The following is a 24,494-nucleotide window of genomic DNA, read 5'->3' as shown; positions in this document are numbered from 1 at the left end:
TGACAAATCTTATTGATAATTTAATCGTGCACTATGGGTGCTGGGCGTGTCGTATGGTACAATTCATACCAATCTTGATGGTCTAATTTGACACTAAATGAATTCACAATATTGCGAATTCGTTTTTCTTCCAAGGTCCCAATCAAAGGCAGAGCCCCCAATTTAACAATCCAAGCAACTGCAATAGATTCAATATTACTTTCATATTTCTCGGCCATTTCAACCAATTTCTTACGAACTTTCAAGGCCAATTCATCCGTGCCATGTTCGATACGACCACCTCCCAATGGAGATACTGCTAAAGGACGCATGTATTTTTGCTTGACATAATCCAATGCCCCATTATCCAAAGCAGAAGTATTTAACAAATTCAAATCAATGTGGTTAGAAACGACAGGAATAGATAAAAATGACTCCAATAATTGGTGCTGATAAACCGAGAAATTAGAAACACCTATGTTCTTTACCTTTCCTGAGCTTTTTAACTTCTCTAAAGCTAAAACCGTGCTTTCTAAATCCGAAAGCGGGTCCAATTGATCTAATAAAAATACATCCAAATAATCTGTCTGTAAATTTCTTAAAGAGTTTTCCACACTGGTCGTAATGTGCTTAGCCGAACTATCCACATGACTCACTCTGATTTCTGGCTTCGAAGAATCTGGAATATTCACCCCACATTTTGAAAACAAAACAACATCACTGCGTTTAAATGATTTATTGGCAAGTACTTTTCCGAAAAGACTTTCGCAGCTATATTTTCCATAACGGTCAGCATGGTCAAAAGTATTGATGCCCAATTCCAAACACAAATGAACGATTTGGTCCATGTCCTTTAAACTGTTAGCACTTTCCTTTTCCCATCTCCAAAAACCATAAATAGCAGGAGAAACTTTCGGGCCGGCGTCACTCAAATAAATCTTTTCCATATTTCTACGATAATATAATGTTAGATGCTGCTAATAAATCTTTCACTAAAAATGTTGCCTGTGTGACTGTTCCTTCCTCCGCAATTCGAATAGTCCGAAGTCCAGCCCTTGTGCCAGCTAAAATATCCCTTTCATGATCTCCCACCATATAAGACTGGGACATGTCAACGTCATATTTAGCCGCAGCTTTCTCAATTAATAAAGAACCTGGCTTCCTTGTCAATGAAGCACTATCATGCAATTCATGGTAAGGACAAAAATACAAATCATCCAATGCCCCTCCACTAGCCTCTTGGAGAGCATCATGGATGAGTTGAACGTCTTTTCTTTCGTATATACCCTTAGCAATACCACTCTGATTCGTAATAACAATCAACAAATAGCCTGCTTCTTTCAATGCTTTCAAAGCCTCCACAACCCCTTCTGGAATAATAAAATGACCTAGATGGTAAACATAATCCACTCGATCTACATTCAGCACTCCATCCCGATCCAAAAAAACGCATTTATTACTCATATTAAGCTAAACGACTCCAAGGAATACGACTTAAAATCAAAAGCAAAGCAATACCAAATAACAACCAAGCATTCTTGTGTTTTTGAGCATCTGCAATGGCTTTCTTGTTTTTTGAATAAGCCACTGTCACCAAAATAGCAGCCAAAATATTGACTGTGATATGCTCTACTGCAATTAATCTAACTGCTGGGTCTTTCATCGCAGCGCCAAAATCAGCAAATGCAGCCTGCGTAATCGGACTAAATACAAAATACAATAATAAGCCAATCAATAGCTGCGTGTGTACAGAAATCAAGAAAAATAAACCTGATTTTCTGTCGGATTCAGTAAATGGTGCTCCAGATTGCGCCCCTTTAAAACCTCTATAAATAGCTAAGATTCCTAGGATAAGAACAAGCCAGCGTAAGTACGAGTGTACATTCAATAAAATAGCATACATAAGGTGGTAGTTTTAGTTATTTACAAAGATACAAATTCCCCGAAGATGCCCGACCGCTTTCAAATTAATCCTTGAATTTTCTTTACCTTTGTCCCTTTAAAACAGAAAATATGTCAAACCCATCCAAATTAGTAGCCGCTGCCAATGCGCGTTGCCCTCAATGCCATGAAGGCCGAATTTTTACTCACAAATGGTGGAATATTTTCAAGTTCAGCGAAATGCACGAGAATTGCCCTTCTTGCGGACTTCGCTATGAAGTAGAGCCAGGTTTCTTCTTTGGAGCCATGTATATCTCATACGCTTTTACGGTTGGTATCATGATTATTGGTGGTGTCATCATTTATAATTTCTTTGGGGATCCATCTGCAGAAGGCTATATCATTCCTATCACCGTGGTTTCTTTACTCATGGTTCCATTCAATTTCCGTATGGCTCGCGTCATCTTCATTCACTTGTTTTCCATGGTTAAATACAAACCTGATGCTGCAGGTTCTGCACAAACTAAATAATGAAAATACTGGATCTATACATTCTGAAAAAATTTCTGAAAACGTATGTTTTCGCAGTTTTTTTGATTGTATTGATTGTGATGGTGATTGATTACACAGAAAAAATCGACGATTTTATCCGTAAACAAGCTCCGTTGAATGAGATTCTTTTCGACTATTACTTGAATTTTATTCCTTATTGGGCGAATTACATTAGTCCCTTAATGGTTTTTATTGCCACGGTTTTCTTCACCGCTAACCTAGCAGCCAAAACGGAAATAATTGCCATCTTAAGTTCAGGTGTCAGTTTCACTCGACTCATGAGACCCTATCTAATTGGGTCAAGCATTGTCGCTGTAGGAACTTTCATTATGATTGGCTGGATTGTCCCCAATGCCAATAAAATTCGAGTACCTTTTGAGCATAAATACATCAACAACACCTATTTCTTTGATAAGCGGGATGTGCATATCAAAATTGCTCCAGAAATCTATGCCTACATTGAAAGCTACGATAATAGTACCAATACGGGTTACCGCTTCAGTTTAGAACGAATTTCCAATAATGAAATCAAAGAAAAGCTAATGTCTGACCACATTACCTGGGATTCTGTTCGTAAGAAATGGACGATTCATGATTATCGAATCAGAACATTGGTAGGTAAAAAAACAGGTATTGTATTTGGTTCTAAAATCGATACGACACTCAACTTATATCCCAAAGATTTTCAAAATAAACACCTCCTTCACGAGACCTTTACCCTTCCTGAATTGGAAAGGCACATTCAACTGGTTCGTTCAAGAGGAGCAGATGGTATCGAAATTTTCTTAATTGAAAAATACCTTCGCTTTGCAAACCCATTTTCCGTCATCATTCTCACCATCATTGGCTTTTTAGTTTCTGCTAGAAAATCCCGAGGAGGCGTTGGTTTTCAAATCGCATTGGGTTTCTCCCTAGCCTTTGTTTACATTCTATTCTTTATGATGAGTAAAGGAATAGCCGAGGGAGGTGGTATGCCTCCGCTGTTAGCCGTTTGGTTACCCAACATCATTTTTGGCGGCATTGGTATTGGTCTCTACTATACCCTCCCTAGATAATGAGACAGGCTCCGCGATTTATTGACTATTTGAAGATTCACTTCATTGTAATCTTATATGCCTTTACCGCTATACTAGGTAATGCCACTCAAGCCAATGCACTTAGTATCGTCTTTTTTCGATGCGTCATTAGCTCGATCTTTTTGCTGGCCATTCTTCGTTTTCAACAGGTCAGTTTTCGGGTTCCCAAGAACATTTTATACCAATGGATTCTAAATGGCCTTTTCATCGCCCTGCATTGGCTCTTGTTTTTCGGTGCTGCCAAAGTCTCAACTGTTGCCATGTGTTTAGCAGGATTATCCACTCAAACCTTTTGGACTAGCTTATTAGAGCCTTGGACAAAAAAAGAAAAAATCAAACGGGTAGAAGTGTTTTTAGGGGTTCTTGTCATCATAGCCCTCATCATCATTTTCTCAGTAGAACAAGCCCAAGCCTTAGGCCTCCTCATGGGTATTGCTTCTGGTTTTTTCGGTGCCCTTTTTTCTGTCATCAATGGGAAATATACCCACCAGTATGACCCAAGACTCATAACTGTATATGAAATGATTACGGCTGGAATAATCACCGGGCTGGTCTGGATCTATGGATTTTCGAGTAATATGGAGCATTTTATGCCTCTAGGCCTAGATTGGCTTTGGATCAGCATTTTGGCCATTGTTTGTACCGTTTATGCGTATACAGAAACCATCCGCTTATACCGCGTATTCTCTGTTTTCTCCATCAATCTCGTGATTACACTTGAGCCCGTATATGGCATTTTATTAGCCGTTTTCATCTTTGGAAGCAAAGAGATTATGCATTCCGGTTTTTACTGGGGCACATCCCTTCTGGTCATGACTGTCATGATTCATCCCTTCTTAATAAAATCAGGTAAAAAAGAGTAAAAAAATTCTGATATTGCCTTTTAATCAAACGGATGAAGCCTAAAAGCTTCATTCTATTTATTAATCATACAATCTACTATGAAAAAATTCAACGTTGCCATTGTCGGCCTTGGTTTTGGAGCCGAATTTATCCCCATTTATTTAAAGCACCCATTGGCCAACATGTATGCCATCTGCCAAAGAAACGAGGAAAAACTAAATTCGATTGGCGACGCTTACGGTATAGCAACCCGATATACCGACTTTGAACAACTACTTCAAGATCCGAATGTGGATGTCGTTCATATTAATTCTCCTATCCATTTACACGCACAGCAGACACTTCAAGCCTTATTAGCGGGCAAACATGTGGCTTGTACCGTTCCTATGGCCACTACGGTTGAAGAGTGCAAAGCGATCGTAGAGGCTAGTCGAAAAATGGGGAAAAAATACATGATGATGGAAACGGTGGTTTATTCCCGTGAGTTTCTTTACATCAAAGAATTATATGAAAAAGGAGAACTCGGAAAGATTCAATTCTTGAAAGGCTCACACCAACAAGACATGGATGGATGGCCTGATTATTGGCCAGGTTTACCTCCGATGCACTATGCTACCCACTGCGTAGGTCCAGTGGCAGGTTTATTACGATTAGAAGCAGAATATGTATCTTGCTTTGGCTCAGGTACCATTCGCGAAGAATTAATTCAACATTATAACTCTCCATTTGCAGTAGAATCAGCCCACATTAAATTCCGAAATTCAGACTTAAGTGCTGTTGTTTATCGCTCACTTTTTGACGTAGCCCGTCAATACCGTGAAAGCTTTGAAGTATATGGTTCTAAAAAAAGTGTGGAATGGCCATTGATTGAAGGGGAAGAACTTGTTGTACATACTGCTAAAAAACCTGAACCAGAAATTCCAGAAAAAGTAGCAACCCCCGATTTCGCACATTATTTACCAGAAGAAATTCAACGTTTTACTACAAAGGGCGTTTACGATGAAAGCGATAATACACACCTTTCATTCACTCAAGGTGGAGGCCATGGAGGTTCCCACCCGCATTTAGTCAATGAATTTTTACAAGCACTAGCCCAAGATCGCGATCCATTCCCTAATGCTCCTCAGTCGGCCAATTGGACATCTGTCGGCATATTAGCGCATGAATCTGCTCTTCAAGGTGGTAAAATCATCGAAATCCCTGAATTTTAATCTTTTAGCGTAGGCAAAACAACACATGAAAAAATTTACTTGTTTCCTTTTATTATTGGCTGCTTCCTTTCAACTTTTGGCACAAAACCAAAAGCCAAGAAGATTAGAAATGCTTTTTTTAGGGGATCGTGGTCATCATAAACCGTTAGACCGCTTTCCTTCTTTACAGTCTGCTCTAGGAGTAAAAGGCATTAATTTGACCTATACCGAGTCACTAAAAGACCTAAATCCGAGCTATCTAAACAAGTTTGATGGTTTGATCATTTTTGCCAATCATGATTCCATTCCAAAACCACAAGAAAAAGCATTGCTGGAATACATTGGTTCTGGTCATGGACTTGTAGCGCTACACTGTGCTTCTTTCTGTTTTAGAAACTCCCCAGAATATGTAAAAATGGTGGGTGGACAGTTTTGGCGTCATAAAATGGATTCCATTCAGATTCAAAATGTACAGCCTCAGCATCCTGTTTTAAAAGGCTTCCCAGGTATCAAAACCGTGGATGAAACTTATTTGCACAGCCAATTACAAGCCGACAATAACGTGATTCAATCACGTATCATCGGACCAGAACAAGCCAAAGATAAACCGGGCCAAGCTACTGAACCCTATACTTGGGTACGAACTTATGGAAAAGGAAATGTTTTCTATACTGCCTATGGACACGATGAAAGAACTTGGGAAACGACCGGCTTCCAAACCTTAGTGGAACAAGGGATATTGTATGCTGTTGGAAAAGACAAAGCCACTTTATTAGAAAACTTAAAATTGGCTCCTTTGTCTTACCGTGAAGCCAATTTACCTAATTACGAAAAAAGACAGGGTCCACAATTACAACAATTGCCTTTGAGCCCAGAAGAATCCGTTAAATACATCCAAATCCCAGTTGATTTTAACCTAACGGTTTTTGCCGCAGAACCAGATGTCATGCACCCCATTGCCATGGCATGGGATGAGAAAGGCCGATTATTTGTTTTAATCACCAAAGACTATCCAAACGAACGTAAAAATACCGGCGGTAGCGACTACATTTTAATGTGTGAGGACACCAACAAAGATGGTAAGGCCGATAAATTTACCCGATTTGCTGAAGGTCTTAGCATCCCAACAGGGATGGTTTTTGCCAATGGCGGTTTAATCATTTCTCAAGCACCCCATATCTTATTTTTGAAAGATACAGATGGGGATGATAAAGCAGATCTAAAGCAAGAATTAATCACGGGTTTTGGTACAGGTGATACACATGCAGGGCCATCTAACCTACATTATGGTTTCGACAACTGGATTTGGGGTTCCGTTGGTTACTCAGGATTCAAAGGAAAAGTAGGCAACGATTCGCTGAATTTCGGAAATGCATTTTTCCGTTTTAAACCTGACGGTTCTAAAATGGAACATGTGACCAATACCTCCAACAATACCTGGGGATTTGATTTCAACGAAGCTGGTGATGCCTTTGGTTCTACAGCTAATAACTCACATGGTTGGTACATCCCTATTCCTAACAAATATATCTGGCAAGCTCCCTATTCTTTCAACGGTAGCAAAAGCACCGATACACATAAGGACATGAAGCCTATCACCAAAAAAGTACGTCAGGTTGACGTTTTTGGTGGTTTTACGGCCGCAGCAGGTCACAATTTCTATTCGGCAAGATCCTTTCCAAAAAAATATTGGAATAAAATCGCTTTCGTTTCTGAACCCACAGGACACGTAGTCCACCAAAATAATTTGGTGAAATCGGGTAGTGATTTTAATGATGTGGAAGCATTTAACTTATTGGCTGGTGCCGACGAATGGGTTTCTCCTGTATTTGCACAAGTTGGTCCAGATGGTGCCGTTTGGATTGCTGACTGGTATAGTTTCATCATTCAACATAATCCAGTTCCAAGAGGATTTGCTAATGGAACAGGTAATGCATACGAAACAGATTTACGTGATTATACACATGGGCGGATCTACCGTGTTGGCTGGAATCAAGCGCCTAATTATCAGCCTATTAGTCTGTCTGCCAATGATCCTGCTGCTTGCATCAAAGCCCTATCCAACAACAATTTATTTTGGCGCTTACACGCTCAAAGGTTGTTAGTAGAGCGTGGCAAAAAGGACATTGTACCAGCATTAATCGCGCTCATCGCCAACAAAAAAGTAGATGAATTGGGATTAAATGTAGGAGCTATTCATGCATTGAGAACCTTGGAAGGATTACAAGCATTAGAACTTCCTAGTGTAAAAGCAGCATTAAGTCTTGCATTAAACCACCCAAGTGCCGCAGTACGTAAAAATGCTGTTCAAGTTTTGCCTAGAACGCAGGCATGGTCTAAAGTTTTGATACAGAAAAACGTACTGAACGACAAAGATACTTTAGTAGCCTTACACGCAGTATTAGCTAGCATCGAAATGCCAGAAAGTCCAGAATTGAACAAGGCCATGGACGCCAAAATTGCCAAAGAACAAAACAATCGTGATCGCTGGTTACCTGAAGCTTTTTCTGCATGGACCATGACTAAAGGTGGACAAAGAATGAAGGATTTCATCGTAACTGAAGGAAAAAGAAAGCCTGTTGCCACAGCTGAAAAAGTAGGGAAGGAGTTAAACAATCCCGCAGTTGATGGTCAAAGTAAAGGACTAGATTTAGTTGTGACCGAAGTACAAATTAAAGGCGGACAGTTCAAGTTAAGAGAGAACGCTTCCTTTGTCATCCGAATCAAAAACAAAGGAGATCAAGCTTTAGAAAAAGGAAAAGTTTTACCTGTATTCTTAAAGATTGAAGGTATGGGCCGTAGGATCGACATGGAGTCCTTCACTTTTACGGATGGAGTAGCTCCTGGAGAAACGGTTTCCGTAACTAAAAACACTAATGGTCCTTGGACGGGTAATTTTGGTTGGAGTGCCGATGTTGCTGGTTCTTACAGCATGGAAATTCAGATCGACAAAACGGGAGCATTGCCAGAAAGTGTTCGTAACAACAATACCTACCGCAAAGCGCTAGAAGTGAGTGGACCAAGTTCTTTGAATGTATACATGATGGAAAAAGTCTTCCGTGGGGGAGCTTCTACTTGGTCTGGAGATGAATTAGTGAATGCGTTAAAAAGCATTGAGATCATTGAATCTCCAGCTTTTGGTGCTGCCTTAAAAGGAGCTTCCGCTACTTGGAATGCAAGAAAAGACCCGAAATTATCTGCAGAAAATTTAGCCTATTTCAAAAAGATTGGAACAACTATTCGTCCAAGCGATTTTGACTACTACGAACGTTTAGCTACAACTTGGAAAATTGAAATTGCCAATAATGCTAGTTCCGCCAATGTCGTTAGAAAGGTCATCAAAACAGTAAAAGAAGCCATGCAATTTGACATTCGTGAATTTAGTGTTCCCGCTGGAGCCAATGTGGAAATCATCTTTGAAAACATTGACGCTATGCAGCACAATTTAGTGATTGGTCAAATGGGTAGCCAAGAGAAAATAGGTTTAGCGGCTGATAAGATGATTACAGCAGCCGATGGAGCTCAAAAGAATTATATTCCTAATATTCCAGAGGTGATTGCTTATACTGCTTTAGTGGATCCAGATGGAAGAGCTAAATTGGTATTCAAAGCCCCTACAACCAAAGGGAATTACCCGTATTTATGCACATTCCCAGGTCACTGGAGAATCATGAATGGAGTGATGAAAGTAGAATAATCCAAAATCAAATAAAAAGAAGCGGTGCATGTGAACTCATGTACCGCTTTATTTTTTCCCTACCTTTGTGGTATGAAATTTGAGATTCAATCCACAGATGTCCATTCCAAGGCAAGAGCCGGTAGCTTAAGCACCGACCACGGTACTATTCAAACCCCCATTTTTATGCCTGTTGGCACAGCAGGTACCGTTAAAGGTGTTCATATTTCCGAATTAACGGATCCCATTAAAGCCCAAATTATTTTAGGAAATACTTACCACCTTTACCTAAGACCCGGTTTAGAAGTGATAGAAGCTGCAGGTGGACTACATAAATTTAATTCTTGGAATGGCCCAATCTTAACGGACTCGGGTGGATATCAAGTTTATTCTTTGGCTGGGACAGGAAGAAAAATCGTAGAAGAAGGAGTCAAATTTAAATCGCACATCGACGGCAGTACGCATTTTTTTAGCCCCGAATCCGTGATGGATATTCAAAGAACCATTGGAGCTGATATCATGATGGCCTTTGATGAATGTACGCCATATCCATGTACCTACGAATATGCTCGTAAATCCATGGAAATGACCCACCGTTGGCTAGATCGTTGTATCAACAGATTCGAGGCCACAGAGCCCAAATACGGGCACAACCAAGCCTTGTTTCCTATCGTTCAAGGTAGCGTATACAAAGATCTTCGTAAGATTTCTGCTGAATACATAGCAGAGAAAGGCGCATTTGGCAATGCCATTGGTGGACTATCCGTGGGTGAACCCGTGGAAGATATGTATGAAATGGCAGATGAGGTAACTGATATCTTGCCAAAAGACAAGCCCCGCTATTTAATGGGAGTGGGAACACCCGCCAATATTTTAGAAGGAATCGCCTTAGGAATTGATATGTTTGACTGTGTGATGCCTACGCGCAATGCGAGAAACGGTATGATTTTCACGACTCAAGGCATCATCAACATCAAAAATGAAAAGTGGAAGTCCGACTTTTCTGTGATAGATCCCGCTTTTGCTGATACTGTCCATGGCCAATACAGCAAAGCCTACGTTCGGCATTTGATTCGTTGTGAAGAGATGCTGGGTGCCATGATTGCCAGTGTATGTAACCTGCGCTTTTACCTATGGTTAGTAGGCGAAGCTCGCAAAGAAATACTACAAGGAAGTTTCACTTCTTGGAAAAATCGCATGATTCCCCAACTCATGCAGCGTCTATAATCAAGGAATTGGTAAAACTTTTGATTCTTTGAAAGTCGATAAAATCACCATCGTGGAGGTCGCTGATACCTCTTCGATTTCGTTGATTTTTTCCAACATTAATTTCTGATAAGTGGAGATATCTTTGGAGATAATCTTCAACATAAAATCCCCTGCACCCGTCACGTGATGGCATTCAATCACCTCAGGTATTTGATTGATTTGTCGAACAAATGACTCCGTTACTTGCTTCTTGTGGCCTGTTAAAGTCACTGTAACAAAAGTAGTTACACCTAAACCTACTTTATCGCGGTCCACTTGGGCATGATAGCTTTGGATGATTCCAAGACTCTCTAATTTCTTGACACGTTCCAAAGTAGGAGCTGGAGAAAGGCCTATTTCCTTCGACAATTGGGCGTTGGTAATTTTGGCATTTTGTTGCAAAATTTCCAGCAGTTTGTGATCGGTTTGATCTAGTTTTGTGATGTTCATGGAATGTTAGAAAAAACAAAATTATAGAATATTTAAGGGAAATTTACGTTTCCTCTTGCATAAATAAGCAAAGGTTCTTAATTTTGCCCCACGAAAATGCGAAAGTAGCTCAGCTGGTAGAGCGCGACCTTGCCAAGGTCGAGGTCGCGGGTTCGAACCCCGTCTTTCGCTCCACTTGGAAGCACCCCTCGGTGCTTTTGAGTTTTACAGGGCCGCCTGGGTGGTGGAACTGGTAGACACGCAGGACTTAAAATCCTGTGAGCCGAAACGCTCGTATGGGTTCGATTCCCATCCCAGGTACTAGCCGTAACTTGCTGAAATATTGCGAGTTACGGCTTTTTAACGAAGCGAATTTAGAGAAAATGACAAGGTATTTTTCAGAAATGACAAATAACCCATCTCTAAAATGACAAATAATCCAACTTCCCAAAAATTTATTCATGATATCGAAATCCACCAGGATCACTTTCTAAACCAGGAAAAGATGGCTGAGAAACCTAGAAAAATTTATCCGTATAAACTCTGTAAGATTAGAGATTATGATAAAAGCCTGGATAAAGTCTGGCATGTAGAATACTACATCTGGGATATCAATGAAAAAAAAATTCATCGTAGAAGAGTTACCCTAAATCAAAAAAGAGCCAAAGACCGCTATGCTTATGCTAAAGAAGTTATTGAAGAAATTGATCCACTTTTAAAAGCTGGAGGGACTTACAATAAGTTTGCCACTGCAGATACTCCCACTACCTTAAGTGAAAAGCTAAACATAAATAAAATCAATTGCTTTTCTACTCTTAAAGAGGCTACTAGAAATTACCTTGCATTCCATAAAACAATACTAAGCCCGAGAACTCTTCAAAGCTATACTTCAGATGTAAAAAGGCTTACTAATTTCCTGGACAAAAACCACCTTGAAAAAATAAGCTTAGAAAGGTTTACAGATGTTCAGGCTATGAGATTTTTAGATGATCTTATCTATGTAAATAAAATTTCAAACAGGTCAAGAAATAATACCAAAGGGACCATTTCTACTATTTTCAACTTCTACAAAAAAAGAAAGGTAATTACTCAGAACCCCTTTGAAGGAATTGAAAAACTTCCTCATTTAAGTACTAGACATGCAGCCTACACTAAAAATCAAATAGCAGATTTTAAAAAGGAATGTATCTACAGAGGAGAGCATCAATTATTACTCTTTGTTCAATTTATCTATTTTGCCTTTTTACGGCCACGTTATGAGCTAAGATTACTTAAGATTGAGGATATCAAAGAAAAAACACTTAGAGTACCTGCAGAGAATGCAAAGAATAATGCTACAGAGCATGTGATGATTCCAGCAGCTCTTGAGAAAATAATCCAAGAAGCTAAGCTTAGAGATTACCCAGAGAGTTATTATGTATTTGGAGATGATGGACTACCTGGGCCAATTGCATTAGGGAAGGAACATTTTTATAACAAACATAAAGCAATATTAAAAAGAATAAATCTTGATGGACTTAAATTTGATACCTATTCCTGGAAGCATTCTGGAGCTATTGCTTTATTCCAAGCTACTCAAAACATTGAACTACTTCGACAGCAGTGCCGGCATTCAGATTTAGCAACTACTCAAAAGTATTTAAGGGACCTAGGCTTGTTTATCGACTACGATCAAATCAATAAATTCCCAGAATTCTAAGGTTTTTCCATCAAGTATAATTTTGATACTCCCTGGAGTGGTAATAAAACTTCTACTTGTGTGATATAATATTCCTTCCCATCGATAAATACAGCATGATCAGCATCGGGATTATTGTGCCAATCAATCGCATAAAGATCTATGGCATTCAAGTCTGCTATAACGGTTTTATAACAGGTATTTCTTCTTAGTTTTTCATAGTTCCAATAACATTTAGTAATAATTGGATTTGACCCTACAAATCCTAATGTTAGACCATCCATAGCATTAGATATAGTTGGATCATCATATACTAATCCCTTCCAGAAAGCAATTCTGGGAGAAAATTTTGAACCTGTTTGATTAAACCTGCTACTAATACCAATTTGTTCCATTATCGCAGTTCCTGATACTTCTACAATTGTAGAGATCTTAGACTTAATTTGGAATATTTCACCTGTTGCATTTGACTGATATTTGCTAAACCCAGTAGGCAAAGGATAGTAAATATTAGGTTTAAAAAGATTATCATTAGAATCTAACTCCCAATCTAATTCTAATCTATTGGCTAATTCAGGAGTTCTTGCAGTCGAAGGAGTAACTTTTTTTGTCCAATTTCTACGTACAGGCTTATCTAATAATTCATTGCCCCAATAGGCATACATAATCCTATTTGTAATATCAAAATAGATAGCTAGATTCAATAGCTTACGAAGCTCTTTAATAAACTCGGAGATAGTAAGGTCCGCAGGTAAATGATCTTCCAGGAATATTTCATATTTAAAATCTATGCTCTGGGTATTAACAAATACCATTCGCTTAAAGATATCAGATGTGAAAAATGTGCCTTTAAATTTAAAACTGCATCGATTAGCCAACTGTTCAAAAAAGTGCCTTAAAAATACCATAGGCACTCTAGCAATATCATTCAAAGTGAGACCTGACCAGCTATTCATTTTTCCTGTAAATCCAGCTAAAGTATTGGTCCCATAGAATAGATTATTGTCCACAGTTGGCCAACAAATTGCATCTGTTAAATGATTGGCATCTTTAATAGGTGCAATTGGTACTATACCTAAAGGAAACTGATTCATGGGCATATTATGATACACCCCAAATATTTCACTTAAATTTTGAGAAAAGGTGAGTACATACTCTGATTCAGTACAATTTACAATTGTAACATAACCTCGCTCAATGATATATCCATCTGCAACCTTCTCACAGTAGTATTCCTGGTAATTGTATTTGATTTGAGGAAGTCTGAACCACCCAAATATTTCATCATTCTTTGGAGTAAATGGTACGGAAAAATCATTTACTTGAGAACCACTAATTCCTTCAAAATCAAATAGTGAATTATAGCGACTCAATTTAATTGGGCTTTGACCATCACTCATAGATGGGGACAAATCTACCCATTCATTATTTATTCTGATTCCAAACATTAGAAACGGCTTTTAATAGTTGTCGACTGTCTACGTTCAATGGCATGCATTATATCAGATGCATTATCTTTTTCCCGGATATCCTCCAAAATTCCCTTTTGAGCTTGATTTGTACTAAGAAGTTCAATGATGTGTTTATAAATCCCAGATAAGAATCGATTTGCTTCGATTTGAAGCTCTTTATTCTCATTGATATAGGATTCACTGCTTTCACTCGGCATCACTCCTGTGGGCCTTGAAAATACCCCGCCATCTGCAAACATCATCTTAGTTCGTCCTAGTTGAAATACCCCACCATCTTGCATGGTAATCGGTGAACCATTTCTGTACATTGAACTTTCCAAGAGTCTATCAATTACGGGCTTATTATTTGCGTAGGTCTTTTTAGAAAGAACCATTACAGGCTCTCCCCCTTCAATCTCTCCTACCTCAGCACCGGTAACTCGGTCATGCATCACTATTCCAGCTTCACCATATTTCTTACCATGGGATGAACCTTGGGCTACTCCATAATTTTTGAATATACCTCCTTTTCTCCCCTCAAATTTTTGGTCTGAAATCTGGTTTATTTCATAAGCAGTTTTAACACCAGCTAAAACAGCCATTACTAAACCTACTGGCCATGGCATAGCTAGAGCACTTAAAATAGCCATTGATCCGGCTATAACTGCATTAGCTTTTTGAAGCTTTTTATTTCGTTCAAATTCCTCCTTCTTAAGCTTTAATGCTTCCTCATCAAATTTCTTCTGAAGCTTTAGCTTAGCAGTATCAAGTTCATCCTTTGTTAATACTCCAGCTTCATACTCTTCATCTAATTTCTTCAAATTAGCATCCCTTTCAGAAGTCAAATTATTTAGCTGGGATTTGGTATAATTGGCATTCAATTGCATAAGCTGATTTACAGCATTGAGCATTAATGAACCCACACCATTGGCATGATTAGCAAAGGCCTGAGTCCTTTCATTTAAATGCTTACCATCCTCTAATGCCTTTTTCTTCAAAAATCCCAAGAATGACTGCATGTCCCCAGCCATGGCAGCATTTAATCCCTGGTAAAACTCTTGATTACTTTGTTCTTTAGCATCGTTCGCCTCTTGATTTAAATTGATCTTGTCTCGCTGAAGCGAAGTATCATTTAATCGAAGCTCATTGACTAATCTATCATCTAGGGCTTTTAGCCTTAATGCTGCAGTAGTATTCGAATTAAAGATAGCAAGCTGAGTATCATCATCTATTTTCTTGATTTGCTGATCTCTAGCTGTTTTATCAGTAACACTTTCAGCAATTCTTTGTTTTTCTAAATCAGCCTCTTTGCGGAATTTTTCTGTTTGAGCATCAAGGCTTTCCTTAATTCTATCCCTCTCAGCCTTTGCTTCAGCTTTTAGTCTATCAGCTTTTTGCTTTGCCTCAATATTTAAAATCCTAAGCTTAGCATCCCACATAGCCTGGGAATTTTTCTTAGTGAGATCTAGATTAATTTTAGCCTGATCAATTTCGGCCTTGAACTTATCATCTAAAAGCTCCTTATGGTCCTTTCTCTCCTGGTCTAATCGAGCCTTTTCTTCATCAGCTTTCTTTTTATCTTCAGCTTCTTTTTTCTTAATGGCATCAAGCTCAATCTTTTCTTTCTTCTTCTGGAAATCCTCCTGCATATTTAGAAGACTTGTATCATAAGCTAACTGCAGTTGCTTTAATGCTTCAGCTTTTATTTGAGCATTGGCTTTAGACTTTTCTACAGCATCCTTATCACGCTCAAAATCTAGCTTTAGTTTGGCTAATTGACGCTCATTATCATCTTTTATAGCTTCAATTTTAGCATTTCCAATCTGCTTTAATAGCTCCTCCTCATCCTTTAAGCGTTCTTTTTCAGCCTCCTTAAATTTTTTGGCTGCTTCTTCCTGCTCCTGCTTACGTTTTTCCCTGGCTGCTCTTCCAATATTGGAAATTTCCCCCTCATGCTGAGTGGCCAGCTGGGCTAATTTTTGATCTCTTACTGTGGCATCTTTGATGGTAGAATTGATTTCTTCTACTTTTCGCTTGTAGGCTAAATCCATCCGGGCCTTTTCCCTTTGATCCTCATTTTTAATGGCAGCGACTTTATTATCTTCTAACTGCATTAAATGAGCCTTTTGAGCAGCTAGCTCTTTATCTCTTCTAGATTTGGCAAATTCAGCAGTCTTTTCATTATAGCCTTTTTCATAAGCTGCTCCAATGTTTTTACCGGCATTAGAAAAAGCTGAAGCTACACTAGAAAAATCTAGGGAAGCAATTGCCTTAATAACAGTAACAATAGTGGTTCCTATCGCTTTCAATGCATTCCAAAGCCCTCTTACTGCAGCTTGTGCTGATTCAGATTTATTATAAAAATAAACTAGTGCAGCTGCAGCACTTGCAATTAAAAGTCCAATGGCCCCCAGTGGAGTCGCAGCCATAACAAGATTAAATGCCCTCATAGCTGACGCAGAAAGGGCAATATAAACAGCCCTTCCTTTTTCTATAGTCGTATGATATAAAGCACTGGCAGCAGCCTTAATATTAGCTGCATTCATGGTTAAAATAGCCACAGCAAATCCTGCTATAGCCGGGCTAACCTCAGCTATAAATCTTCCTCCTTCAAGAACGACTCTACCTAGAGAGACTACAAGGCCAATTGACTGATATAATGCATCTAAAAACCAATGAAATACTGGTTTTAATTTATTCCCTATCCGGACTCTCAAATCATCAAAAGTATCTCCCAGGTTACTTTGTTTTCCAGCTAAATCTTTAGAGATATTAGCCATGCCTCCCATGACACCATTTAATTCACCAAAGGATATTACTGCATTCTGAATAGCTTCAGGAGTATTTGCAATCACTTTTTGAACCTTACCAAAGGTTAATGTGATTTGGTCCCCCATGGTCTTCCCTTTGATACCAAACTCTTTTAATCGCTCAAATTCTCCAGTACCGGCATCCAATAATGCTTCTGTTAGCATGTCAAACTCTTTGCCCTGGGATGAGGCTAAATCTCCAAGTTTAGTCAATTCTACTGCAGTAACTTTGATGCCTCGCTGGACTAGCTTGATGTAACTACCTGTCAACTGGTCTAAAGAAAATGGAGTTTCTGAAGCAAACTTCTTTAGCATGGCCATAGCTTCAGTAGCCAGCTTTTGACTACCCAATACTGTTCTAAGTACAGTCTCATACTTCTCAAATTTGGCTGTCATATCATAGATTGACATACCAAAGCTCTTTAATCCAGTAATGGCCCCCTGAACTAATCCAATTAGACCTTGACCGGCAAAGACTCCTAATGCAACTGTTTTGAAATTTGCCCAAATAGAAGGCTGGGCTTTGACTACATTACCTAATGAATTTAGCTCAGTAGTAGCTTGAGTAAGGTGAGGCCTAATTTCTGCTATTTTAGATGTCGCTGCTACCCATTCACTTGATCCCTGTTTTGCTTGTTTAGCTTGACTGGTCCAATACCTTAAGGCCTCTTGTAATTGATTAACACTGGCAGAAGAAACATCAATGTTCATTTTTAGTGAACGCTGCTCATTATTCAATCCATTAAGCTCTTGCTGTAATTTCTTATATCCTTCGCTCCCCTTCGCTCCTGAAGTGGCTAGGTCCTCCAGCTCTTTCTTTATTCGGGAAATAGATTGCTTATTTTGCTCCCACTTTACTGAAGCTTGTACATCATCTACTATCAGTTTAATTCTTCCTTCTTCTGTATAGCTCATGCCTATTTGTATTTTTTACAAATAAGCAGTAACTACAAAAAGGAATTAAGGACGGTTTTAAGCTAGAAAAAGCTTACAGTGATGATGTAAGAACTATTAAAAAGTAACCTCTCCTATGCCATATATAGAACTAGCAATTTTATTTACAAGCATTTGATCAATCTTTTTGGTTATTTTTTCGGCAATATTGCTCATTATTCTGGCCTTGGTCTTATTGCACCATGATCTACCCTTTCTGTTTTTTGCCATATCTCCACTTGGCATTGAATGAGAAATAGCCCAAGCTATTTTATTCATCGCTAAACTTTCAGAAGGGACTCTCCCAGTATTCTCATACCCTGCTATCCAAGCAAAATTGCTAATTTCTTTAATATCCGAACTCTCAAATCATCAAATATATCTCCCAGGTTACTTTGTATTACAGCTAAATCTTTAGGTAATTTAGCCATTCCTCCCATGACTCCATTTAATTCACCAAAGGATATCACAGCATTTTGAATAGCTTCTGGAGTATTTGCTATCACTTTTTGAACCTTGCCAAAGGTCAATGTGATTTGGTCACCCATGGTCTTCCCTTTGATACCAAACTCCTTCAATCGCTCAAACTCTCCAGTACTAGCATCCAATAATGCTTCTGTTAGCTGGTCAAATTCTTTCCCCTGTGATGAGGCTAAATCTCCAATTTTAGTCAATTCTACTGCAGTAACTTTGATACCTCGCTGAACTAGTTTGATGTAGCTACCTGTCAACTGGTCTAAAGAAAATGGAGTTTCTGAAGCAAACTTCTCAAGCATGTCCATAGCTTCAGTAGCCAGCTTTTGACTACCCAATACTGTTCTAAGTACAACGAATTTGCGAGCTACTTTATCTTTTAAAATAGGCACGCTTTTAATAGATATTGCCATGATAGTTTGGGTTGGTTTATTGTAGATTGTGAATAACTTGTACGTTAATACACAACAAAACTATACATTAAATAGAATTTGTTTACAAATAAATAGCTATAACTGCCATATTTTCTACTAGTTATGCATTAATCAAAGCTTAAAAAGTAACCTCTCCAGTTCCAGATATGGAACTAGCCATTTTATTTACAAGCAGAATATTGATTTCCTTGCTAATTTTCTCAGCAATATTATTCATAATCCTAACTTTGGTTTTATTGTACCAGGATCTTCCTTTTCTATTTTTCGCAGCATCCCCATTTTGCATTGAATGAGAAATAGCCCAAGCTATTTTCTTCATGGCTAAACTTTCAGATGGAACCCTCCCTGTTTTCTCATATCCTGCTATCCAAGCAAAATTGCTAATTCCTTTAACTGAAATCCATTTTTCTAATTCATCCACTGGAGGCTTCTTAAAATTCCATTGAACGTTTTTCATATCTTGAAAACGACCATAGGCATTAAAGCTTATTTCGCCTATGATACCTTGATTGTCATCAATCACTGTAGAAGAGAAATCCTTAAGTAATTTTTGTGTAGCAATTAAATTAGCTCGATCAATAGAATCCTGAAACTGCTTGACAGCCTCAGAAATTACTCCAGATAAAAAAATGGTTTTTATCGCTTGTCTTATGAAGCGATCACTCTCCAAATTATTCATAAAACATATTTGCTGAAGGGATGGCAATTTTCACTTGACCTGTATAACTCCATGAAACACTTAGATACTCTAATCCGTTATATTCGAAAAAATCTAGTAAGAATGGATAATATTGGTTAGCTATAACATCCAAGGTTATAATATTCTCAGTAGCTCCACGGTTAATCCAAGCATCTAATACAAGCATATTATCCCACTTCAATCTAACACCATCATCTGAAGTAATATAAATCTGAATTTGGCCAGTAATTGGGGCCTTAATAAACCCAGTAAATCGAGCTGCTACATAATCAATTGGTAGACCCAATCCGGATAGAACAGTAGAATCAATGAACAATGAATTTAGTAATACATTCAAAGTAGGAGTATTTGAATAAATACCTTCAGGAGCCACACCTGTACCATCAGGAAAGAATGTAAAGAACTTTGCTCTTAAGTTTCCAGAATTTACTAGTGTACAAGTTCCATTAGCATCAGCGTAACCTTGAGTGTTTAATGCTCTCCACTCATCTAATGCTTTTGCATCTGCATCACTCTGACTAGCTTCAGAACCCCATCTATTTGCTGCAATACTAATCGTGGCAAACCCACCGGTATAGCCATTACCACAAGTAGACTTTTTAAATGTGCCAATGGCAGAATAACTATTACTCAAATATGGAGTAGAGCTACAAAGCCCCGTTGTTTGAATTCCAATATAACCTACTGTACCTTCCACATTTAGCTTAACTGTATGTGGTAAAACAAAACTATTATCATCCAAATAATATAACTCCAAATGGCTAATTTTTCCCTTACCTGTTCTCTTACCATAGATATCTAATTCACAAGCCATAGTACCATAGCCTCTCCATCCAGTAGCCCTAGCTTCTGCAGTTGGAAATACTGGCAAATTAGACACATTAGACTCTAAGGAGCTATATCTAAATGTAAATGACCTACCTACTACTTTTTCTTCAGAATCATAAATCAAATGATCATCATTCATTATTACCATGGGAATATATTGCTGATTGCTAACAATCAATACATCTTCACTCATGGCCAATTGAAGAAATAATTCCTTTTCATTTTCATCTATCCAGCTACTATTCAAGGTTAATTCCCTTTCTCCGTTTACTCTATTCACCACTTTTTCAGAAAAAAAACCAAGATGATTATAAGAAGTAGAATGCTCAACTAGCTCTCTTGAGATTCCCATTTTCTCAGTAGTTCTACCTGGAAGGAAAATACTCTCGTAAGCGCCTAAACTATTTCGGAATAAAATGAATTTCACAAGTTGGTAATCTGAATAATCAATGGTACAATTAACAACCTCAGAAATAACCTGGTTATTTTCATTGACTAACCAAACAGAATAACTGGTCATTCTATTTTCGCCAGTCAACCTTGAACTACCAATCAAATCAGGATGAGAAGGAACACAATAAACATTCATAAAAATGGCAGCCATTACGCTTACATTAAATGCTTCTGCATCACTCGTACCATCTTCAAAATAACGGAAAGCTCTAAGCTTAATAGCTTGAGCTGATGGCTGTAGATTATTTAAAAAATACAGATAAAATGGCTGATTAGGATGCAGCCTCTTATAAGAGGAATGATTTAAAAATCTATGGGCTTCCCCAATGGATTTTTTAATAAAATCAATTCCCCAAAAATGGTTATCACTCTCAGATATTCCACCGCAAATAGTGTATTTGATATCACTTAAAACTGGGGACCCAATGGCTACAGAATTATTCTTAATTTCTGATTTGAACCGTAAAGGTGATACATAATTAGGAATGCCCTTAATTAATACCTGGTTAAAATCAGGCCTCGATGAACTTACCAAGCTTTTTAAAATATTTCCAATTTCAAAAAATGCTCCTCTAGCAACAACTGAGCTGTCTGATAATGTTTCCAATGGCTCTTCTACTCCTTCCATCGCTGGCAATTCAACCCATGAAGCAAGAGGAGCACCTGAATAAGTAGGTACAACCAAAGTCAAATAATAGCGAAGCTTTGATCTATCCAAAATAGTTAGACTCGCTGGGTCTACATTTACCAAAACCTTATTTTTAGCTAAAAAAGCTGTTTTATAACTCGTATTTGCAACAAAAGAAATATCCATAATTAACCTATTTGAACATTGGCCCCCAATGTAATTTGACATGTCATTTTCCAACCTACTACCTGATCTATCCATCCTGGTATTAGCGGTTCAAATTCAGATAGAAGTTTAAATTCAAACTCAAACTCTCTAGCCTTATCCCTCAAATGAGTTTCAAGCTCTAAGACCATATTTAAAGCCAAATTGTCCGCCTCTAATTCATTAGAATTATGAGTAGCCTGCATTCCCGATAAATTGACCTTGGTTATAGCTGTTATTTCAGCATAAAAAACAGTGTTAGGTGCTCCAAATCCATTCCCAATTGTCTCAATCATCGGTCTAGCTAGGTGAATTATAGGATAAGTATTTGACTTAGATGCTGCTATTACTTTATTAGCATGACCATAAATAAAAGCTTTCACAGCTGGAAAGTTTGTTTCCACTGTCTCCTGAATTAAGCTAACAAAGCTTGTTAAATCCCCTTTTATCATTGCTGTGTATGTTTATTCATTTCCTTTTCCATCACTTCCACTTTTTTTCTTTTATGCCTTAGATAGACGAAAAGTCCATGGATATTCGCTTGGTGAACCTTGTCTAAATCTCCTAGAATTCCCTCTTCAGCTACATCCTCTAAAAGAGAGAGGCATCCTTCACCATTAGGAAACATAGGAGCATCATCGCTGCTCTCAAAAAGCTCGCTATTCCTTTCTACAAATCGATTATTTACAGCCTCCCAATATTGAAAAACAGCTAAAAGAGTTCCCATTGGTATAGCTTCAAAATATTTAGCTCTTTGATTTGAATTGATTGAATTATAGATTTCTCTCCTATCTCCATTCCATAATTTAGGATCCTGCATAAAGGACTTAATGTCTTTTCTTTCAGGCCTACAGATAGTAGCAATTAATGAATAGAATAAGCTTGTATTTAGATTGTTCTGGGAGAAATTGACATAAAAAATATTACAAATAGCCCATTCAAATGAACTCGTATCAGCATAATTATCAGCTGGTAAATAGTACTTAACCTTATTATATACGAAGAATTCAAATGGCTTAGTTTCAATTCTGGCAGAAAATGACCAATGAACTAATTTCAAGATGATATACTGCTGATCTAGTGTGAGTCTTGCAAATAATTTCTTTGGTATTTTTGATAATAGATATAATACTTCAAGCTTAACTATCATTGATTTATCATGATCACCTAAGCTGTCAAGAGTATAAATAGTTAGCTGGGAAGTTAAAATAAATGAGATTTGATCACTTGTACACTCACTAAAATTCTCAGGTATTAAATATACCTTTTGCTTTCCATTCTCTTCTAGTGATACTTTTTTCATGTATGCCAAAATTTAAACTATTGACCAGAAGCCTTAATAATTATAACTACTGCAGAAAATAAAAAACCACCTCTCCAAGCCCACCTTTCTATATTAGCTGACTTAAACTTGATGGATAATGCTTCTGTTCTTTGTTTAACCTGCAAAAGCTCTCTTTGAACGATAAAAGAGCTTATCACGCTACTATCTCGTTGATTTCGATAAATATCAAGGAGCATTTTAGTTCTAGCTAATTCAAACTTTGAAACTCTTAACTGCTCAGCTGTTCTAATTGCTTGAATGGCCCCTACTCTAGATAAATAAAATTTTGCCGTATCACTTTTCAAATCGCCTTGAAAGCTCTGACTGTAGCTCTTTATCTGACATCCGGTCAACAGTACCCATATAAATCCAAGAAGTATTTTTAATCGAGTCAATTTCATGGTTAATTGATAAAATGATGATAGAATCTCTCCAGTGAATTAATTGGGCATAGTCTTTAGCTTTCTGAATACTTACTTCTAATGCTTCAATCTTCCTAGTTTTGTGTTTCGAATGAATCCAAAAAGCAATCCCCATCAGAGGGATTAGAACCAGTAATAAAAATGGAACCCTAATTGGGGATAATAACTTATTCATGAGGTCCTTAAAAAATAGAAGAAGTATCATCAAGCAGCTATTTTAACAAATCCACTAATATCCAATTGACCAGCATTATAAATGGTCAAAAGCTTTTCTACTTTATACCCAAATGTTTTTTGAAAGTGAGGCTTGTCTAAAATAGATTTAAAGTCTCCACCCCATTCCCATCCAAACTCTTTAAATATTGCTACTATCTCCATCCAGTCTGCTAATCCATCATAGTCAAAATCCTTCAAATCATTCCAGGAAGCCTCCTTACCATCTATAATCAAGCAGATATCAATGGCCAAACCATAATTATGGAATGAAAATCCTGCTTTTGCTTTTGTTACTACTTTCCCTGGCTTAGTTCTGCCTTGAGCATATAATAGATTTTGTTCCTTAAAAGACCGAGTAGTATAGGTAAATCGAACAGTTGCTCTTCCAGTAAGGGCAGAACAGCATTTTTGATAAATTTTCAATGCTTCATCCCTAAGTAATGGGTGAAGTAATTCAATTCGATCTAATGTAACTTGATCCCTTTGACTCATTTTTTTTCGTATAAAAAATAGTGCTTTATAAAGCCTCCGATTAATACTGCATCAATAAAAAAATTGAAGATCAATTCTGGCCAACTTGGATGAGGGCATGATAAAATATTAAAGAGAGTCCTAGTCAAAAAACAAGCTACTCCAAGTTTAAAAAAATGGATGAAAGCAAGCATTTGCTTAGAAATTGCTCTTTTATGACCTAAGCCTGCAAACACATTTAAGTAAAGAATCAAGCCAAAAACGAACATGATGAGATTGGCTATAAAATTTAATTTTGTCTCCATCATTCTTCTATTTTTTTGTTAATAAATCGGGTAATGAATCGCTCTACACCTTTTACCCCCAAATAGCCTAGAATAAAAGCTATCCCAAATTGAGATTTACCTTGAAACTGGAATATCTCCAGAACTATTGGAGTACAGTAGTTTGCGGCCAATGTTCCTGATACTATTCCGACTAGGGAAGTTTTGATATTTTGTGCTGCAGTTTTTGAGACCATGAAAACTGATCCAAAAAATCCAGTTATCATAAGAGCGATGTCAATGCCTAAGTTTTCTAAAAAATTCTTCATCG

Annotated in this window: 24 protein-coding genes and 2 tRNA genes; 9 read left to right on the top strand and 17 right to left on the bottom strand. The window is 37.8% G+C overall.

The genetic code is table 11. The features are described 5' to 3' along the window. Nucleotides 1-20 precede the first annotated feature (20 nt). From HME7025_RS00605 to HME7025_RS00595, 3 genes are read right to left on the bottom strand one after another with little or no spacing between them, the layout of a single operon-like run. On the bottom strand, nt 21-926 hold the full coding sequence (locus HME7025_RS00605; protein WP_109321781.1) for an aldo/keto reductase: 906 nt from the start codon (nt 924-926) through the stop codon (nt 21-23). 4 nt (nt 927-930) lie between these two features. Next, a complete protein-coding gene (locus HME7025_RS00600; RefSeq protein ID WP_109321780.1) occupies nt 931-1,443 on the bottom strand; it encodes a D-glycero-alpha-D-manno-heptose-1,7-bisphosphate 7-phosphatase in 513 nt (170 codons plus the stop codon). 1 nt (nt 1,444) lies between these two features. Then, a complete protein-coding gene (locus HME7025_RS00595; protein ID WP_109321779.1) occupies nt 1,445-1,882 on the bottom strand; it encodes a hypothetical protein in 438 nt (145 codons plus the stop codon). A 110-nt stretch (nt 1,883-1,992) separates the two neighbouring features. Between HME7025_RS00595 and HME7025_RS00590 the strand changes: the two genes are divergently transcribed. From HME7025_RS00590 to tgt, 6 genes are all read left to right on the top strand, one after another. Continuing rightward, nucleotides 1,993-2,391, top strand: coding sequence for a DUF983 domain-containing protein (locus tag HME7025_RS00590; protein WP_226998246.1), 399 nt, complete (start codon nt 1,993-1,995; stop codon nt 2,389-2,391). Beyond that, nucleotides 2,391-3,467: an LptF/LptG family permease gene (locus HME7025_RS00585; protein ID WP_109321778.1), complete on the top strand. Its 1,077-nt coding sequence runs from the start codon at nt 2,391-2,393 to the stop codon at nt 3,465-3,467. The genes HME7025_RS00590 and HME7025_RS00585 overlap by 1 nt, the downstream gene beginning before the upstream one ends. Continuing rightward, entirely contained in the window at nt 3,467-4,351 is an 885-nt protein-coding gene (locus tag HME7025_RS00580; RefSeq protein WP_109321777.1) for a DMT family transporter, read from the top strand. The genes HME7025_RS00585 and HME7025_RS00580 overlap by 1 nt, the downstream gene beginning before the upstream one ends. 78 nt (nt 4,352-4,429) lie before the next feature. Further along, the gene (locus tag HME7025_RS00575) at nt 4,430-5,542 is read left to right on the top strand and encodes a Gfo/Idh/MocA family protein (protein WP_109321776.1); all 1,113 of its coding nucleotides are present in this window, start codon (nt 4,430-4,432) and stop codon (nt 5,540-5,542) included. 25 nt (nt 5,543-5,567) lie between these two features. Next, complete coding sequence (locus HME7025_RS00570) at nt 5,568-9,218, top strand: PVC-type heme-binding CxxCH protein (protein ID WP_109321775.1); 3,651 nt, start codon at nt 5,568-5,570, stop codon at nt 9,216-9,218. 72 nt (nt 9,219-9,290) lie between these two features. Beyond that, the gene (gene tgt, locus HME7025_RS00565; protein WP_109321774.1) at nt 9,291-10,424 is read left to right on the top strand and encodes a tRNA guanosine(34) transglycosylase Tgt; all 1,134 of its coding nucleotides are present in this window, start codon (nt 9,291-9,293) and stop codon (nt 10,422-10,424) included. Here the strand turns inward: tgt and HME7025_RS00560 are convergent, their stop codons facing one another. Then, complete coding sequence (locus HME7025_RS00560) at nt 10,425-10,895, bottom strand: Lrp/AsnC family transcriptional regulator (RefSeq protein ID WP_109321773.1); 471 nt, start codon at nt 10,893-10,895, stop codon at nt 10,425-10,427. A gap of 98 nt (nt 10,896-10,993) precedes the next feature. Between HME7025_RS00560 and HME7025_RS00555 the strand changes: the two genes are divergently transcribed. The 3 genes from HME7025_RS00555 to HME7025_RS00545 all read left to right on the top strand — a co-directional run bounded on the left by HME7025_RS00555 (nt 10,994) and on the right by HME7025_RS00545 (nt 12,573). Further along, nucleotides 10,994-11,069 (top strand) — tRNA-Gly (locus HME7025_RS00555). Between the two features lie 40 nt (nt 11,070-11,109). Next, nucleotides 11,110-11,195: transfer RNA gene (locus tag HME7025_RS00550), tRNA-Leu, on the top strand. A gap of 106 nt (nt 11,196-11,301) precedes the next feature. After that, a complete protein-coding gene (locus HME7025_RS00545; protein WP_109321772.1) occupies nt 11,302-12,573 on the top strand; it encodes a tyrosine-type recombinase/integrase in 1,272 nt (423 codons plus the stop codon). Here the strand turns inward: HME7025_RS00545 and HME7025_RS00540 are convergent. The 13 genes from HME7025_RS00540 to HME7025_RS00480 all read right to left on the bottom strand — a co-directional run bounded on the left by HME7025_RS00540 (nt 12,570) and on the right by HME7025_RS00480 (nt 24,492). After that, the gene (locus HME7025_RS00540; protein WP_109321771.1) at nt 12,570-14,000 is read right to left on the bottom strand and encodes a hypothetical protein; all 1,431 of its coding nucleotides are present in this window, start codon (nt 13,998-14,000) and stop codon (nt 12,570-12,572) included. The two genes, HME7025_RS00545 and HME7025_RS00540, sit on opposite strands and share 4 nt — an antisense overlap. Next, nucleotides 14,000-17,728: a hypothetical protein gene (locus tag HME7025_RS00535; protein WP_109321770.1), complete on the bottom strand. Its 3,729-nt coding sequence runs from the start codon at nt 17,726-17,728 to the stop codon at nt 14,000-14,002. Before HME7025_RS00535 ends, HME7025_RS00540 begins: the two co-directional genes overlap by 1 nt. 96 nt (nt 17,729-17,824) lie before the next feature. Beyond that, nucleotides 17,825-18,025: a hypothetical protein gene (locus HME7025_RS00530; protein WP_109321769.1), complete on the bottom strand. Its 201-nt coding sequence runs from the start codon at nt 18,023-18,025 to the stop codon at nt 17,825-17,827. Nucleotides 18,026-18,069: 44 nt separating this feature from the next. Further along, nucleotides 18,070-18,633, bottom strand: a complete 564-nt coding sequence (locus tag HME7025_RS00525; protein WP_109321768.1) for a hypothetical protein — start codon at nt 18,631-18,633, stop codon at nt 18,070-18,072. Nucleotides 18,634-18,772: 139 nt separating this feature from the next. Further along, nucleotides 18,773-19,333, bottom strand: a complete 561-nt coding sequence (locus HME7025_RS00520; protein WP_109321767.1) for a hypothetical protein — start codon at nt 19,331-19,333, stop codon at nt 18,773-18,775. Beyond that, nucleotides 19,326-21,449 carry a DUF5977 domain-containing protein gene (locus HME7025_RS00515; RefSeq protein WP_161956180.1) on the bottom strand — a complete coding sequence of 708 codons (2,124 nt, stop codon included), beginning with the start codon at nt 21,447-21,449 and terminating at the stop codon, nt 19,326-19,328. The genes HME7025_RS00520 and HME7025_RS00515 overlap by 8 nt, the downstream gene beginning before the upstream one ends. Nucleotides 21,450-21,451: 2 nt before the next feature. Further along, entirely contained in the window at nt 21,452-21,919 is a 468-nt protein-coding gene (locus tag HME7025_RS00510) for a hypothetical protein (protein ID WP_109321765.1), read from the bottom strand. Next, nucleotides 21,916-22,770: a hypothetical protein gene (locus HME7025_RS00505; protein ID WP_109321764.1), complete on the bottom strand. Its 855-nt coding sequence runs from the start codon at nt 22,768-22,770 to the stop codon at nt 21,916-21,918. The genes HME7025_RS00510 and HME7025_RS00505 overlap by 4 nt, the downstream gene beginning before the upstream one ends. 17 nt (nt 22,771-22,787) lie before the next feature. Next, complete coding sequence (locus HME7025_RS00500) at nt 22,788-23,096, bottom strand: hypothetical protein (protein WP_109321763.1); 309 nt, start codon at nt 23,094-23,096, stop codon at nt 22,788-22,790. After that, nucleotides 23,086-23,388 carry a hypothetical protein gene (locus tag HME7025_RS13410; protein ID WP_161956179.1) on the bottom strand — a complete coding sequence of 101 codons (303 nt, stop codon included), beginning with the start codon at nt 23,386-23,388 and terminating at the stop codon, nt 23,086-23,088. The genes HME7025_RS00500 and HME7025_RS13410 overlap by 11 nt, the downstream gene beginning before the upstream one ends. A gap of 29 nt (nt 23,389-23,417) precedes the next feature. Then, entirely contained in the window at nt 23,418-23,921 is a 504-nt protein-coding gene (locus HME7025_RS00490) for a M15 family metallopeptidase (protein ID WP_109321761.1), read from the bottom strand. Beyond that, nucleotides 23,918-24,208 carry a hypothetical protein gene (locus HME7025_RS13405; protein WP_109321760.1) on the bottom strand — a complete coding sequence of 97 codons (291 nt, stop codon included), beginning with the start codon at nt 24,206-24,208 and terminating at the stop codon, nt 23,918-23,920. The genes HME7025_RS00490 and HME7025_RS13405 overlap by 4 nt, the downstream gene beginning before the upstream one ends. After that, complete coding sequence (locus HME7025_RS00480) at nt 24,205-24,492, bottom strand: phage holin family protein (RefSeq protein WP_109321759.1); 288 nt, start codon at nt 24,490-24,492, stop codon at nt 24,205-24,207. Before HME7025_RS00480 ends, HME7025_RS13405 begins: the two co-directional genes overlap by 4 nt. Nucleotides 24,493-24,494: the final 2 nt, after the last annotated feature.

Origin of the sequence: Aquirufa nivalisilvae, assembly GCF_003143535.1 — a bacterium.
GTDB lineage: Bacteria > Bacteroidota > Bacteroidia > Cytophagales > Spirosomataceae > Aquirufa > Aquirufa nivalisilvae.
The sequence above is the reverse complement of the archived record's forward strand: the minus strand, read 5'-3'. Positions and strand labels throughout refer to the sequence as shown.

What these genes read in the sequence shown, in the direction of transcription:
- HME7025_RS00530 (WP_109321769.1), bottom strand. Translation starts at nt 18,025, where the DNA reads ATGAATAAAATAGCTTGGGCTATTTCTCATTCAATGCCAAGTGGAGAT.
- HME7025_RS00575 (WP_109321776.1), top strand. Translation starts at nt 4,430, where the DNA reads ATGAAAAAATTCAACGTTGCCATTGTCGGCCTTGGTTTTGGAGCCGAA.
- HME7025_RS00490 (WP_109321761.1), bottom strand. Translation starts at nt 23,921, where the DNA reads ATGAGTCAAAGGGATCAAGTTACATTAGATCGAATTGAATTACTTCAC.
- HME7025_RS00525 (WP_109321768.1), bottom strand. Translation starts at nt 18,633, where the DNA reads ATGGCAATATCTATTAAAAGCGTGCCTATTTTAAAAGATAAAGTAGCT.
- HME7025_RS00545 (WP_109321772.1), top strand. Translation starts at nt 11,302, where the DNA reads ATGACAAATAATCCAACTTCCCAAAAATTTATTCATGATATCGAAATC.
- HME7025_RS13405 (WP_109321760.1), bottom strand. Translation starts at nt 24,208, where the DNA reads ATGATGGAGACAAAATTAAATTTTATAGCCAATCTCATCATGTTCGTT.
- HME7025_RS00505 (WP_109321764.1), bottom strand. Translation starts at nt 22,770, where the DNA reads ATGAAAAAAGTATCACTAGAAGAGAATGGAAAGCAAAAGGTATATTTA.
- HME7025_RS00590 (WP_226998246.1), top strand. Translation starts at nt 1,993, where the DNA reads ATGTCAAACCCATCCAAATTAGTAGCCGCTGCCAATGCGCGTTGCCCT.
- HME7025_RS00480 (WP_109321759.1), bottom strand. Translation starts at nt 24,492, where the DNA reads ATGAAGAATTTTTTAGAAAACTTAGGCATTGACATCGCTCTTATGATA.
- HME7025_RS00595 (WP_109321779.1), bottom strand. Translation starts at nt 1,882, where the DNA reads ATGTATGCTATTTTATTGAATGTACACTCGTACTTACGCTGGCTTGTT.
- tgt (WP_109321774.1), top strand. Translation starts at nt 9,291, where the DNA reads ATGAAATTTGAGATTCAATCCACAGATGTCCATTCCAAGGCAAGAGCC.
- HME7025_RS00510 (WP_109321765.1), bottom strand. Translation starts at nt 21,919, where the DNA reads ATGATAAAAGGGGATTTAACAAGCTTTGTTAGCTTAATTCAGGAGACA.
- HME7025_RS00520 (WP_109321767.1), bottom strand. Translation starts at nt 19,333, where the DNA reads ATGAATAATTTGGAGAGTGATCGCTTCATAAGACAAGCGATAAAAACC.
- HME7025_RS00570 (WP_109321775.1), top strand. Translation starts at nt 5,568, where the DNA reads ATGAAAAAATTTACTTGTTTCCTTTTATTATTGGCTGCTTCCTTTCAA.
- HME7025_RS00580 (WP_109321777.1), top strand. Translation starts at nt 3,467, where the DNA reads ATGAGACAGGCTCCGCGATTTATTGACTATTTGAAGATTCACTTCATT.
- HME7025_RS13410 (WP_161956179.1), bottom strand. Translation starts at nt 23,388, where the DNA reads ATGAATAAGTTATTATCCCCAATTAGGGTTCCATTTTTATTACTGGTT.
- HME7025_RS00560 (WP_109321773.1), bottom strand. Translation starts at nt 10,895, where the DNA reads ATGAACATCACAAAACTAGATCAAACCGATCACAAACTGCTGGAAATT.
- HME7025_RS00605 (WP_109321781.1), bottom strand. Translation starts at nt 926, where the DNA reads ATGGAAAAGATTTATTTGAGTGACGCCGGCCCGAAAGTTTCTCCTGCT.
- HME7025_RS00540 (WP_109321771.1), bottom strand. Translation starts at nt 14,000, where the DNA reads ATGTTTGGAATCAGAATAAATAATGAATGGGTAGATTTGTCCCCATCT.
- HME7025_RS00585 (WP_109321778.1), top strand. Translation starts at nt 2,391, where the DNA reads ATGAAAATACTGGATCTATACATTCTGAAAAAATTTCTGAAAACGTAT.
- HME7025_RS00535 (WP_109321770.1), bottom strand. Translation starts at nt 17,728, where the DNA reads ATGAGCTATACAGAAGAAGGAAGAATTAAACTGATAGTAGATGATGTA.
- HME7025_RS00515 (WP_161956180.1), bottom strand. Translation starts at nt 21,449, where the DNA reads ATGGATATTTCTTTTGTTGCAAATACGAGTTATAAAACAGCTTTTTTA.
- HME7025_RS00600 (WP_109321780.1), bottom strand. Translation starts at nt 1,443, where the DNA reads ATGAGTAATAAATGCGTTTTTTTGGATCGGGATGGAGTGCTGAATGTA.